Source organism: Flammeovirga sp. AWQ4_249, assembly GCF_056161045.1.
This window is the reverse complement of sequence record NZ_JBSWYJ010000008.1, coordinates 57,024-70,688: the sequence shown is the minus strand read 5'-3', so window position 1 is coordinate 70,688 and position 13,665 is coordinate 57,024. Positions and strand designations below refer to the sequence as shown.

The following is a 13,665-nucleotide window of genomic DNA, read 5'->3' as shown; positions in this document are numbered from 1 at the left end:
TTTAGAACAATTCAGGTTCATTTTCCTGAACTTGTTTTCTAGCTCTACTTAATTGAGTTGGGGAAATTCCAAGAAAATTGGCGATTTGGTAATGAGGAACTCTATCAATCAAAGTTGGATATTCATTTAAAAACGCTTCATAACGTTGAATTGAATCCATTTGAAGAAGAGAAACCAATCTTGATTGAATTTTAGTATTTATCTCTTGAAATGAAGTAAGAATAGAATTGGTTACTTCTTGATCTTGATTCATTAATGTGAGAACAGTTAAATAATCAACGATCTGTACTTCACAATCTTCTAGAGCTTCTACTGTCATAGTGGATGAGGCATTAGGAATATAACTACCAATAATCATATCTCCTTCTTGGAAAAAGTGAGTCGTTGTTTCATTACCTTCACTATCCAAGATATAACCTCTCATTATACCTTTAGTTAATTTTCCTAGTTTTCTACATTTTTTACCATAGTCTAGGAAATGATCACCTTTGTATAATAGTTCAGTAACATTGAGGTGTTCAGTAATCATTTTTTTGGTGATTTAGCTATGCGTACATAGCTGCATTTTCATTTCTGAATTCTTTTGGGGAAATCTTGAATTGCTTTTTGAAAGCCATTGAGAAATGACTTGCACTTGAAAAGCCCAAATCCATTGCAATCATGGACATTGTTTTTCTACTCTCTTTGAGATAGGTACAAGATTTATTAAGTCTAAGTTCTTGATGATATTGGTGGATTGTAGTACCAAAGACTTGCTTAAATAAAAAGCGTAGTCTACTTTCACTAATACCACATTCAAAAGTCAAATAATCAACTGTAACTGGTCGATCAAGAATAGCATTAAGAATCTCTTTTGCTTTAAAAACAGGTTCAACATTGAAATTGTATTTATTGGATTCTGCTGTTTCTTGTCTTTTGTCTACGTTATTTAGAAACTGAATCAATAAATTTTTAGCATATACTTCGATGAGTTCTTTTTTAAACATATCCTCATCTTGGATATTCATAATTTTTGTATAAAGATCTCTCATCTTCGGATCAAACTCTTCATATAAATAAAAAGTTTTCTCCTTTGAAAAGATAGTACCAAGATTCGAGGATCGGTTTATCATTTCTAGAAATAAATCTTCTTTTATACGTATTACTAAAAATTTTGTATTTGTATCTTTCGTATAACGCCAAGCAACCTTATCCGTTTCATTTGTACAAAAAGCACCCATTGTATTATAAATACTCTTATGCTTTTCTAAGGTCCTATTAATATTTGAATTTTGAGTAATGTTTGAGTTTTGTGTTAGTTCTCCAAATGTTATTGGAATGAATTTCATCCCATTTTCCATTTTTTGTCTTTTCACTTCAATACCTTCCTGTGCTTGAAGATCAAAACGTAAAACTTCGATACTATCTTGAAATCTAAAAAAGTCAATATTTCCTGATTCTAGATCGTTACTAAATTGAATTGTATTTTCGCTTACTTTACTTTCAAAAGCCTTAGTACAATTATTTAAAACGTCTTCTAGACCAGAATTCAACATGACTCCTTTCTCTTTCTTGATTCAACATTAAAAGGAAAAAAAAGCAATCCTATAGAAGGTAAAATCTATACAATTAACACAAAACACACTTAACAACTCACCTTAAATAGAATGTGCTTTTTTGCCTTTTGAAACTTCACACTTTAGAGATTATTTTTGTATCATAGATACATCCTTGAATCTAATCTCAATAAAATCATCTCCAGATTTTCTATAGAAGATGTTTTTAGTTTTTGCATCTTGAGCTAACGCGACTGAATAAACTTCACCTGGATGGCTAGAAGTGTTATGAATAACATTCAATTTCACGATATCCCAAGCTGGAGTAATAGCAACGATCTCTTCTAAGATCTCTCTAGGAAATTCTTTTTCCTCTAAGTCCACAATTTTTAAATATTGCGTACCCATTGAATTAAAATATCTTTTCTCAACTGTTTCGTCGATTAATAAAGTAACTTCATATGAATCCTCATCTAATAAGTAATTAGGAGCTTCTTTGTAAGCTAAGAAATACATTTCCTCAACTTCTTCGAAATTAATCAATGAAATACTTTCAAGGTAAGCCTCTGGCTCTTGCTTATAAATGTTAGCTACGATTTCTTCAGCAATTCTTTCTGTATCATCTAATGTATTGTCAGTTAAATATCTTTGTTGAGCATATGAAGCATTAAAAGATAATAGAACTAGAAGAAATAGGGGTAAATATTTATTCATTATTATAAGTTTTTTCTGTTTGATGTTTATATAAACGGTGAATCTGAATTCATTTATATATAGAATACGGTTATTTGATAACAAAAATCGATTACAGTGTTTCTTAATCTAATCACTAAATTTTACAATTCGACTAATTTAAAAATTAACCTCTACTTCTAAGTCAATTATTGACAGTCTATAGTTGGTTTTTGTCCAAATTTAATTAGTACCCACGTATACGTTGTTAAGTGTATATATATAAAATTAATTTACGATGACAAAACATCTTTTTATTGCTTTGGGTACAATTCTATTGTATTCTTTTAAATCAGTAGAGACTCCAGTTCAAGATAATGATCTAGTCTCTAATGATGTAGCCTTTACCATCTCGATTGACAAGATCATTGACTAGTTAAAGAAGCTAACAGAAAATCTCATTAAAAAATAACCCATACAGAATATCGTATGGGTTTTTTATTTACATACACTTTTTTTCGACTTTTCTATCAACATATGTATAGACATGATATATTTTTATTCATCATATTTGCATCATTATAAAAATGAAATATTAAATCAACTGGTTTTCAATAAAGTAAAAAGTATTGAATCCTCTAAAATTAATATTGAAAAAAGACTAATATTTTTCATTCAAGAAATTTTACGTGTACTTTAATAATTAACGCTTAACGATTTACTATCAATAATACTCTGATACAAACATCTACCAAAGGCTAATCTATAGTATGACCTATATGTAAAATTTTAAAGATACCGTTTTGGATGAAACGAATACATATAGTCTTTGGATTAGTCTTATAAACGGTATTTTTTTAATAAAATCATGTACTTTACCTCATTACTTAATAAACTTGAAACTCCTCTCTTATATATATAAAAAAGTAATGGTAAAAATTACCATTACTTTAAATACAAAAAACAATTATGGTTATACTATTTATTTCCTTCTAGAACATTGAACATTTTATCCTGATCTCCATGTTCTGTATATATCTTTTGTGCTGGGTAAGCAAATTCAACTCCTATTCTTTTTGAAATGCCTATGATTTCCAACAATAAATCTTCTCTCGCTTTTAGTTCATCACTCCATGTACTTGAAAGGAAGAATACGTAAAGTAAAATATCAAAAGATGAACTAGACATTTTATTTAACCTTACTTCATGGAAGTCTTGACGTATGTCTTTTTTCGTTTTCAAAACTTTATTTATCTCATCAATAAACAAGGTTATCTTTTCTGGTGCTGTTGAATAAGGAACAGATAAATAGGTATTGAATCTTCTATATTGTCTTTTACCGTAATTATCTATATCTGTTGTCACTAGATTACCATTGGGTATATTTAGCAACGAATTTGAAAAGGTTCTAATTCTTGTTGTTCTAAAACCAATTTCTTCCACAACACCTTCTTTGCCATCGATATAAACCCAATCTCCAACAATAAATGGTTTATCAGCAAAAATCATGATAGAACCAAAAAAGTTCTTGATTGTATCTTGGGCTGCAAATGCTAAAGCAATACCACCAAACGAAATCCCTGCTAAAAGATTTGTGATATCATAGCCAAAAATTGACAAGCCAAATAATATTCCTATTACAACAAAAGTAATTTTGAATACTACCTTTAAAACAGGCAATAAATTAAGGTCAACTTTCTTAGATTTGCTTGAATAAAGTCCTAATCGGATCACCAATAAATCAGCTAAATGAAATAGGAAGTTTATTGTAAAAAAGCTAAATACTAATTTTAATATAATGTGGATAGTATAGGTCACGTTCGCTGGAAACAGCAAAAACGATAACATAAAATACCACATTACCGTGATCAATATATAGACTAAAGGTTTTCTTAGTTTTGGAAACACCAGTTCTTGTAACTGTATTTCATTAAGATGAGAAAAAAACTGTGTTAAAGATATTTTTATCACCCATTTTCCTACTAAGTAAATGATATAACTGACTAATGTCAGAATACCAATACCAATCCATTGCCATGCTTTTAATCCAAAGTATTTTGTTTTAATCTCTTGAAATGTCAAGGTATATAAAACAAGTTTCCCTGTATAGGATGGAAATGTTTTTTGGAAAAGTTTAGGAACTAGCGTTGTTGAATATCTTGAAAAGAGCCAATTTCCATTAGGATGTTTTTCTAGATATATTCCTTTTACTTTATTACTTATTACATAACGGTGCGTTTCCGTTTTTGGATCTAAGTAATCTTTCTGCATGGAGATATCCTCTCCACTCATGTAAATTCCTTTTTGAGATAATATTAGTTTAAGCTTAATAGCAAGGTCTATTCTTTGTTCAAGATCATTTAATCCACTTGAAAAAACTTGACTGGCTACTTTGGGATTGTAATGTTCAGGTTCTAAGTTACTCAATAACGTTTGCAATGTGTGATAAGGTGTACTCAAAGAGTATTCTACACTATCTATAGTTCTAAACTTATAGAATACATTGTCGTTTGGATCACTTGTGAATTGCTGAGTATCTGTTGATTCTTTCTTAGGTTCTTTGATTTCTGTGGCTAAGATATTTTGTGCATGAAGCGAAATACTAGCCTTAAAAATTAATACTAAGCAAAAGAATAAATAGATTAACTTCTTCATTAATTGTCTGTTAGTGGGTGGAAGAAAGCACCCAAACTTAAACAAAGCTTGGGCACTTATTACATCTACCTAATTTATTATAACTACCAAACCCTGAAGAGAAATGATTTGGATTTTTAGTTCGTTTGAATTGGATATAGGAACATCATTCCTACATTTCTATCTTCTTGTTTACCTTGCTGAAGAAAATATTCTCCTTCATAACCTTCTACAATTTGAAGACTATTCATGAAGTCAAGTTTGATCCCGTAACTATGGCCTCTTTCAATTTCATCATCTGAGATCAATTGAAAATTAAGCGAAGGATGCTTGATCACAATAGGATATTTTTCTCCATCAGTGTCAATAATATATCCTGATGTGGGATCTATCTTAATAACTCCGATTGGACTCAAAACGCCTTCTCCAATTTCTGAATACTCCCATAGTACTGTATCTCTTGATACAAAGCTTAACAAGTCAATAATTCCTTCATCAGAAGAAAAGTTAAATACTTTAGGTTCATCTTCCACATTTATTGTAAAAGATTCTATTTTCAAGTAAATGGAATCAAAATCAAGAAATGCTTGTCTAACATTACCGTTAAGATCTTTACTTTCAAATCCAGTAGACTGAATATCTACCATGATTCTCGAGTCTGGTCCTAAAGCATTGTCATCATATTCGTGACAAGCATAAACTACTGAAGTTAAAAGAAGAATTGAAGCTATAATCTTTTTCAAAACTCTTTAGTTAATTTAGTTATAAAGTTGATTTTCTAGAATTGGAATCGCACCATAAAGGCCACATCATCCGCTTTAAATGCCGATCCATCTCCAAACCATCCAGTAGGTCTCCAGTCAAATCCAATTGCAATTGGGGCTCCTGTAAAGGCGTATTGTATACCAAAGTTACCACCAATACCAAAAGGCCTATAATCTTCAAACTGTACTGCAAAACCTAGACCTGCATATACAGCAAGACCTGGAGCTGAATTTATGGCAAAAATCCAATCATAGTAGAATGCTAACCTAAAGTTGTTAACAAATGTACCTGTGATATGAATTCTATTTTTACTTAGGTTAATTGTCGCATCTATACCTACTTCGGTTAAGAAACGAAGACCTAATTCAAATTTTCCTTTTTTTCCACTGTTAACATCGATCGTTCCTTGTGGATTTTGGAACAAATACGTTTTATCGATATCTCCTTTATTGTTTTTTAATTTAGACAAGTCTAAATCAAAAGCGTTTGTTACTTGTGTAGCAAACAAAACAATCAATACTAAAAAAGTTAATCTCATTTTCATTTTTTTGATGTTTTAGTGTATTAATAAATTTTCAATTTAATGTTTACCACTAATCGTTGAGAATAGGTGATAATTACTTTTTGATGAAGTTAACTCCACCAATCGCATCATCTATATCTAAGCTGAAAATGAGCTTTTTACATATCTTACATTCACATTAAACTCAAAATTGAAAACTTAGATACCCAAAATCCAACTACAAATGGATAAATATTGGTTATTAAATTTTAGATCTATTAAACTGAGTTATTAAAAGGTTTTAGGGTTATTGGTTCCATAAGTTTTTATCGTTTTTATATTCTTTGGGTGTTACATTAAACTTCTTTTTGTAGGCGATCGAAAAATGACTTGAACTAGAAAATCCCATTTCCATTGCGATCATAGACATTGTCAACTTTCCTTTTTGTAAAAATTCTCTTGATTTATTTAATCTTATATCCTGATGGTATTGATGTATTGTTGTACCAAATACTTTCTTGAACAAGAAGCGTAATCGGCTTTCACTCAGTCCACATTCTTCTGCGAGATAATCAATACTAACTGGTTTATTTAAAATACTTAATAATACTTTTCGGGTTTTAAAAACAGGTTCAATATTAAATGGGTATTTATTACTTTCTACTGTTACTTCTCTTTTATTTATGTTTTTTAAAAAGGTTAAAAATAGATTACTTGCATACAAATGCATTTGCTCTTCATAGAATATATCATCTTGATCCATCTCAAATATTCTTAGATACATCAAACGCATTATATGATCAAACTCCTCGAAAATAAAGTAAGTTTCTGATGGATCGAAAGTCTTTGCTAATTTTTCTGATCGAGATATAAAAGAATCAAAATGATTTCTTCGAATTCTTACACTGATGAATTTCATTTCTTTCTTTGAAGGATATTGCCAACTAATTGATTTTAGCGTATTGGTACAAAATACACCTAAGGAATGAAATCCATAATCTTGTTGTGAAGTTTCGTCTTTTTGATCCGAAAACTCTTTGATAATATTATTTGCAACAGGTTCTCCAAAAAAGATAGGTTGAAAAAGCATAGGTTCTTTAAATTCATCTCTTTTTATAAATAATGGTTCATGAAGTTGAAATGAAAATTTAAAGATTTCTAAGTTTTCAGAACATCTAAAACCTCTAATCTCTTCATTTCCCATCTTTTTTTAGTTTTAATAGTATCGCCTTCTTTTTTACTATTAAAGGCTATACTCCAAAAGTCAAACATTTTATCAAATTCTCACCTTTCCATTCTTCTATTTTAAAAACCAAATTTGATGTATTATTAAAAATAAACTTTTCAGACTTTAAATAGTCAATAGCTCTTATGTTAATTGTACTCAACTCATTTTTCTTAAATAAATAATAGGAATTTTACAGAATACAACAGGATTATAACATCTTACTAATTTTGAATTTGTCTTTTAAATGTCTTACAAATTAAAATTATCATTACAAGTCTATAGTAATTAACTAAAGAAGAACATATAAAATTAGACATAAAAAAAAACGAGACATTGCTATCTCGTTTTTGGGAATCTATATATTTTTTATAAACTTGGTCTAACTTCAGTGACTGATGGTAGCTCATAGCTTACTAAGAAAACCTTTTCCTGTGGCCAATACATTCTCAACATTAATGAGAATTCACTGTGTTTTGGCGTCGGTAACCAATTACTTTCAGGTACTCCATCTGGTTTTGTATTTTGAAGATAAATATCCAAGGTACCATCTTCATTATACACAAGATCTGTTCTATCTCCAACTGAATATTTGTTATTCGCATTTTTTGATAAATAGCCTTCACCACAATAAGCTGTGAGCGACCAAAATCCTTTTACAGATGGTATTTGATCTTTTTCAAAATGAAGAATATATTCTTTATTTCCTCTTAATTCTCTTAATTGATCATCAACATTTGTCATTGGATACAAAGCATCTGCAGGAAGATTGGCACCAAAACCAATAGCTGCAATGAATGCTCTCTGTTCATAATTTGTTCCGTATTTACCAATATCTCTTTTATAGAATTTCCATGGTAATTTATTGTTTTGCGCCAATTTTCTTTCCCATGAATTGTGCACTTCCTCAGGAACATATTTATAATATTCTTTCTCAACAGGAGAAATATGCTTCATTGTGTAAGGTTTTCCGATACGCATACCAATGATCTTCATTTTATCCAAGATTTCAGAATCTTCATAAGTAGGAGGATTTTTCCCCATTAAATACGATAAATCTGTCAAGAAATCTTCTATCGATAACGATTTCACATATTCTCTTGGTGCCAAGTCTGAATAATATTGTGCTGGCTTGTGATTGTATTTATAATTTGGATTATCCCATTCTGCTAATGGTTTAGCATAAATTTCATCTTGCAATTTACGTACTTCACGAATATCCTCTGGCGTATTTACCCCCTCAATTCTACCCATGATCCAAACCATATTCGTTGGGCATTTGATTTCTTCCATTCCTTTTGGAACTTCACCTGTCCAAAATGGAGGAGTGTATACATAAGTATGTTCCTTGTGCGTGAATGTATTTCTGCTTCCTACAGAACTAAATACATTAGTATACGCATCATAAGCAGGAAAAATATGATATCTGTCTGTAGCTGGAATATGAACTACAATTGGGCCTCTTGAAAGGTCCATCCACATAGAGGAATAGAAAGTATCTACATTTGGTTTTACTTTGTCTTCATATCTCCAATCTGGAAATGTTGTCATGTGATCAAATGTGTTTACATTGATCCCTTTTTTACTCAACATTGATTTTTTGGTATGATACATTAGAACGATTGGGTATCCGTAAGTATATACTTCTTTGAATAGATCAGCATTATCAGAGACTTGATCAGTAGAAATTTTAATTTCTCTGAAAGCATTTAAGGCAGTTAGCACACCTATCAAGCCAATGATTGTCAGTAAACGATTGTTTAAATTCATTTTTACTTTTTTACCTATTTTGGTCGATTATATATATGTGTGAAACGGCATTACTTTTTGGAATTTTTATATAATACAATTGTTTATGATCAAAAAATGGTTTTCAATAATCTAAAATTATAAAACACTGAATTACAGGGTGATTTAAAAGCAAAAAAGCAGTGAAATTTTAGAAAATCCACTGCTTTTTTGGTTCATAAAATTAAGATTTATTTAGTCAACTTTTCCTATTCTTTTTTCAATAGAATCTGTTTTAGCCTTAATCATATTCGATTTATTCTTGTTATAATCCATGTTCATTACGCAATAAATACGGTCAGAAATAGGGTCCATAATCTTATAAGCATCATCTACAACTTTTAATAATTCTGTTACAGTTTCTGCTTCAATTACAGTTCCCATAGGCGAAAATTGATATGTAAGACCAGAATCTTTGATATGCTTTACCACTTTACTTACATATTCACCGATATGATCTCCCTTATCTATTGGGAAGATCGCAAAATTCATAATTGCACCCATAATTCGTATTTTTATTTTGCTACAAATGTAAAAGAATATTTAGTTAGTTAAGAAATTTAATACACTTCTTCCCTACAATTTGTCTGCATTAAAGTTTTCACTTCTTTAATGTATTCAATGTTATTAGCTTTAGTAAGATCTTGGCAGGCTTCCTCTTCTTTCCCCAAAGCAATATAAACTAATGCTCTATTTTTGAAAGCGTATGCGTTAGTAGCATTCATTGAAATTGAATATTGAATTTTTTCTAATGCTTTCTTGTAATCCTTTTTGAGGTAATAACAATACCCAATGTTGTTATGAGCAAAAGATTCAAAAATATGATTTTGCTTTTGAGCACTCATTAAATCTAACACTTTCTCGAAATCTTTTAATGCTTTATCATATTCCTTTGCTTCGATGAATGTAAAGGCTCTAGTATCATACAATAGGTCATTCGAAGGGTAAATAGCAATAAGCGAATCAAAAATTTGTAAAGATTCCGAAAATCTATGTTCAACCTTTAATAACCTTCCTAATAAAATATCAGCGTCAACATCATTAGGAACTAATTCCTTTATTTCCATAATAGTGGAATGCCCCTCTTTCACATCTTCTAAAAGTATACAGGCATTGGCTTTCGACTTTAAAAGTCTAATCTTTGAACCTTTATCTTGGGTTAATATAATAGCTTTTCTATAATCATGAATTATTAAATCTTTTGATCCTAAATCATAATAAAGCATTAATACTGCTCTAAAATTATACGCACCTTTGTAATTTTCATCTAGTTCAATGGCTTTGTTGATACTAAAAAAGGCATCTTTATTTCTTTTTAATTGAAAAAGTGCTTTTGCTCTATGAAAATATAAAACAGGATCTTTAGGATATTCATCAAGAAGTTTATTTGTCTCATTTAAGACTTCCTTGAAATGTCTCTCATTTTCTAAAACCTCTAATTTACTTATGACAGTTTCATCAATATATTTTGGTTGACAGGACCAGAAAAAAAATAGAATCGATATCAATAAAAATTGACGTAGCATCTGCTTGATAGTTTATTTAAGTAAAATATTTTTCAATCTCAAAATTAATTAAAAAGAGCTCAAAAGGTCAATAAACCAGTAAAAATATCATCTTTAGAAATAAAAAAACACCATACATAGGATGCTATTAACAAGTAGTCTTGGAACAGTGGGGAAGCTGATAAATCGCATATTGTCTACACCATTGACAACTTACTGACTTCCGTAAAAAAAAATAGATTGGCTTATTATAAATGAAAAGCCCCTGCATTACGCTGAAGCTTTTAACCATTAAATTCTTTCTACTACAAAGGCCTTAATTCTATATTTGATAATTTATTACTTTCTATCAAATCTTTAACTCTGGTCGTACAAACAATTAAAAGAGTATCTTCCAAACTAAAAATATCGGAACCATCCCAAGTAGACACATCAAATTCCGTTTCTTCTGTCTCATAATTATTTAATGCTTCCAAGTTCAAAATAGGCCCTGCAAATGACTTAATAAAAATCCCATAATATTTAGATTCATTCCCCTCTATATTTATAGGAAAACTCTCATATCCAGTAATACCTATAGCCTCTAATAAATCTTTAAAAGGTTGAGATATTGCAAAAAAAGTACTGTCTGCAAACGGTAATAAATCGAAGTTCTTCTTGCCCTTATCGATCAAAAAGTCATTCTGAACAATCAAAGGTGTATCTTTATTAATACCTTTAAAGTATCGTAATCCGCTTTGGGCTGTATTTCAATTGCTCCTCTTTTGTAAGCACCTTCAATAACATAAAACTTTTGCTCCATTACCTATATGTTTAAAATTCTGGGTTATCACCTTTCGTATTACCCCAAACTTTTTTCTCAATTACATCTCTTTGTTTCAATATTTGATCTTTAGTTGCCTTTGGATTCCTTTTAATAAAATCTCTCCAAAGCTTTAAATGACCTGTCGAGTTTGTACCTCTATGACTTTTCTGCTCTCTCCAAATCAAATTTGTAGGATCATTCACATCTAAGCCTGCTTGTTCGAAGAACTTGTTAAATTCCTTACTTTTTGGCAAAGTATGATGAGAATTAAAACCAGCTCCGAGTATCCCTGTTTTAATCCTTAGAATATCTCTATACATCGCAGGGTCAAACTTGCCTCCAACTTTCTTAAACCCTCTTTGTATCATTCTCTGAAGACCCTCCTCTATTCGTAGAAACGATAGTGTCACTACGAATTTGTTTATGTTATAGTTCTAAGTAACGCCTACGGCTTAATACTTAAAACAGTTAGAACCTACATTGGTAGCTTGGTCTGATACTCTTATTCCCCCTGCGTGATAGGAAAGAGATAATGGATAGTTTAAATCTCCACTCTTCAACCCTAATAAAGGATAAGAAATAGCAGGGATGCCTGTATACGTTCCTATGGGTACTTCATCATACCTTTGTATTGCCCTTACTAGTGGGGCTTGTGGTGTAATTCCATTAATAGTTTGACCATGTATATTGGATATAAAGGTTGTCAATAGTAATAGATTGAAGATGATATATTTTTTCATTAGTTTTCTTTGCTATTTTAGTTTGTTTAAATGGAAATGTTCTGAGTGATATTGCTTTAAACATTCCAAACAGTAGAAGTAAGGATTTACAATCAACAACTACCTTTTTTCTTCAACTTCTCCATACTTATTTAAGTATTCTTCCTCATTTTTTAATTCATGCAAGTATGAATTTCTAGGGTAATATGTAAGTTCCCTTATGTATTCCTTTCCATGAGAAAGTATTGTTATATTATTACTATTTGATTTCTTTATTAAACTATCATTATTATTGATTTTTAAAAAATCATTATCTTCCTGAAATATGAAGTAAATACTATCATTAGTAGTTGTTATAATATTATAAGAACCTCTATATTGATAACATTCTTTTACTTTATATTTAAAGGTGCTGAAATAATTGATTAAACTATATTTCCTATCCTCATTTTTTAAATCATAATTATGATAAATATTAAATACAATAAATAATGGGAAACCGAAAATAAACCAGAGAATTGCTATCTTATTTTTCATTTTTTATTAAATCATTGTAACCTTCAATTACTTTTTGTTGTATTCTTTTGAACCCCAAAATTATATCCAGGAGTTATACCAATTCCGTATGTATTATATTTTTGTTTTCTATATAGCACGGTTAAAATTAAACTTGCATTAGCAAAGTAGGTTTGTGCCTGAAAAACCTTTATTGTGAAAAATAATAGAAAGAAGAGAGTGTATCTCATTTTTTGATGTTTGCTTTTTGTTTTAAGGTACTATCCTAAATGTCAAATACTTAATCAATTGGTAAGTTCGGAGTGACACTGCGTTTAACACTCCGAACAGTGGGTAGCAACTAATCAACTTAAAATATATTCTTAGTTTCCTAATTACTAATTTTTGTTTGTGTGAGTATATTTTCATTAAAAACCTTACCAAAAGGGTCTAAGTTCATTAAATTAAAAGTCACTTCATTATATAATAACTCGACAATTAGAATATATTCTTTTTTTTCAAGTTTACATTCAAAAGAAAATTCCTTGCTATACTTTTCATTTGGCTTCAGAAAAATTGAATTAGTATAATTCAATAATAATTCATCAATATCATAAATTAAATTACCTTTGTAAAAGTTTGTTAAAATTTTCTCAGACTTTGAATCTGATAACTTAACATTAAAAACACCGTATTTCATATTATCCTTTGTTGGTTTATAAAATATCAGTTCTTGATCTGATTTATTTTCTACTGTTAAAACAAAATCAATTTTATCATTTCCTATTACAATATTATTTATTGTCAAATTAATAGACGTTAAATAATAGAGCATAAAAATATTATTAATAATTATCATATTGTACCTTTAAAAATTTTATGAATAATGTCAATTTTTGCTTTATACACATCAAATCTTTATTTGTGGGTAGATTAGTCTTTTTGTTGTGATAAGTTACAAACTCATATCTTAGAGTAAAAACTTAGAAGTACAAAAAAATCATAACTTATATAGTATTA

General features: G+C 29.6%; 16 protein-coding genes. 1 reads left to right on the top strand and 15 read right to left on the bottom strand.

Annotated features, from left to right (window positions below; genetic code table 11):
* Position 1 precedes the first annotated feature (1 nt).
* The 3 genes from ACXAHM_RS08590 to ACXAHM_RS08580 form a co-directional block, all read right to left on the bottom strand.
* Entirely contained in the window at positions 2–529 is a 528-nt protein-coding gene (locus ACXAHM_RS08590) for a Crp/Fnr family transcriptional regulator (RefSeq protein WP_474960015.1), read from the bottom strand.
* 16 nt (positions 530–545) lie between these two features.
* Positions 546–1,535: a helix-turn-helix domain-containing protein gene (locus tag ACXAHM_RS08585; RefSeq protein WP_474960014.1), complete on the bottom strand. Its 990-nt coding sequence runs from the start codon at positions 1,533–1,535 to the stop codon at positions 546–548.
* A 150-nt stretch (positions 1,536–1,685) separates the two neighbouring features.
* Positions 1,686–2,249, bottom strand: coding sequence for a hypothetical protein (locus ACXAHM_RS08580; protein WP_474960013.1), 564 nt, complete (start codon positions 2,247–2,249; stop codon positions 1,686–1,688).
* A gap of 256 nt (positions 2,250–2,505) precedes the next feature.
* Here ACXAHM_RS08580 and ACXAHM_RS08575 point away from each other — a divergent pair, with 256 nt between their 5' ends.
* A complete protein-coding gene (locus ACXAHM_RS08575; protein WP_474960012.1) occupies positions 2,506–2,643 on the top strand; it encodes a hypothetical protein in 138 nt (45 codons plus the stop codon).
* Between the two features lie 542 nt (positions 2,644–3,185).
* On the opposite strand, the gene ACXAHM_RS08570 is transcribed toward ACXAHM_RS08575, so the two are convergent.
* The 12 genes from ACXAHM_RS08570 to ACXAHM_RS08515 all read right to left on the bottom strand — a co-directional run bounded on the left by ACXAHM_RS08570 (position 3,186) and on the right by ACXAHM_RS08515 (position 13,480).
* Complete coding sequence (locus ACXAHM_RS08570) at positions 3,186–4,862, bottom strand: mechanosensitive ion channel family protein (RefSeq protein ID WP_474960011.1); 1,677 nt, start codon at positions 4,860–4,862, stop codon at positions 3,186–3,188.
* Between the two features lie 116 nt (positions 4,863–4,978).
* Positions 4,979–5,584 (bottom strand): hypothetical protein, encoded by a 606-nt coding sequence (locus ACXAHM_RS08565; protein ID WP_474960010.1) that lies wholly within the window; start codon positions 5,582–5,584, stop codon positions 4,979–4,981.
* 35 nt (positions 5,585–5,619) lie between these two features.
* Complete coding sequence (locus tag ACXAHM_RS08560) at positions 5,620–6,144, bottom strand: hypothetical protein (RefSeq protein ID WP_474960009.1); 525 nt, start codon at positions 6,142–6,144, stop codon at positions 5,620–5,622.
* 271 nt (positions 6,145–6,415) lie between these two features.
* Positions 6,416–7,312 (bottom strand): helix-turn-helix domain-containing protein, encoded by an 897-nt coding sequence (locus ACXAHM_RS08555; protein ID WP_474960008.1) that lies wholly within the window; start codon positions 7,310–7,312, stop codon positions 6,416–6,418.
* Between the two features lie 390 nt (positions 7,313–7,702).
* A complete protein-coding gene (locus tag ACXAHM_RS08550; RefSeq protein ID WP_474960007.1) occupies positions 7,703–9,103 on the bottom strand; it encodes a DUF1254 domain-containing protein in 1,401 nt (466 codons plus the stop codon).
* Positions 9,104–9,316: 213 nt separating this feature from the next.
* On the bottom strand, positions 9,317–9,625 hold the full coding sequence (locus ACXAHM_RS08545) for an MTH1187 family thiamine-binding protein (RefSeq protein ID WP_474960006.1): 309 nt from the start codon (positions 9,623–9,625) through the stop codon (positions 9,317–9,319).
* A 56-nt stretch (positions 9,626–9,681) separates the two neighbouring features.
* Positions 9,682–10,647 carry a tetratricopeptide repeat protein gene (locus tag ACXAHM_RS08540; protein ID WP_474960005.1) on the bottom strand — a complete coding sequence of 322 codons (966 nt, stop codon included), beginning with the start codon at positions 10,645–10,647 and terminating at the stop codon, positions 9,682–9,684.
* Positions 10,648–10,931: 284 nt separating this feature from the next.
* Complete coding sequence (locus ACXAHM_RS08535; RefSeq protein ID WP_474960004.1) at positions 10,932–11,321, bottom strand: hypothetical protein; 390 nt, start codon at positions 11,319–11,321, stop codon at positions 10,932–10,934.
* Positions 11,322–11,439: 118 nt separating this feature from the next.
* Complete coding sequence (locus tag ACXAHM_RS08530) at positions 11,440–11,799, bottom strand: DUF2380 domain-containing protein (RefSeq protein ID WP_474960003.1); 360 nt, start codon at positions 11,797–11,799, stop codon at positions 11,440–11,442.
* Between the two features lie 84 nt (positions 11,800–11,883).
* Positions 11,884–12,171: a hypothetical protein gene (locus ACXAHM_RS08525; RefSeq protein WP_474960002.1), complete on the bottom strand. Its 288-nt coding sequence runs from the start codon at positions 12,169–12,171 to the stop codon at positions 11,884–11,886.
* A gap of 99 nt (positions 12,172–12,270) precedes the next feature.
* Entirely contained in the window at positions 12,271–12,687 is a 417-nt protein-coding gene (locus ACXAHM_RS08520; RefSeq protein ID WP_474960001.1) for a hypothetical protein, read from the bottom strand.
* 349 nt (positions 12,688–13,036) lie between these two features.
* Positions 13,037–13,480 (bottom strand): hypothetical protein, encoded by a 444-nt coding sequence (locus ACXAHM_RS08515; protein WP_474960000.1) that lies wholly within the window; start codon positions 13,478–13,480, stop codon positions 13,037–13,039.
* Between the last annotated feature and the right edge of the window lie 185 nt (positions 13,481–13,665).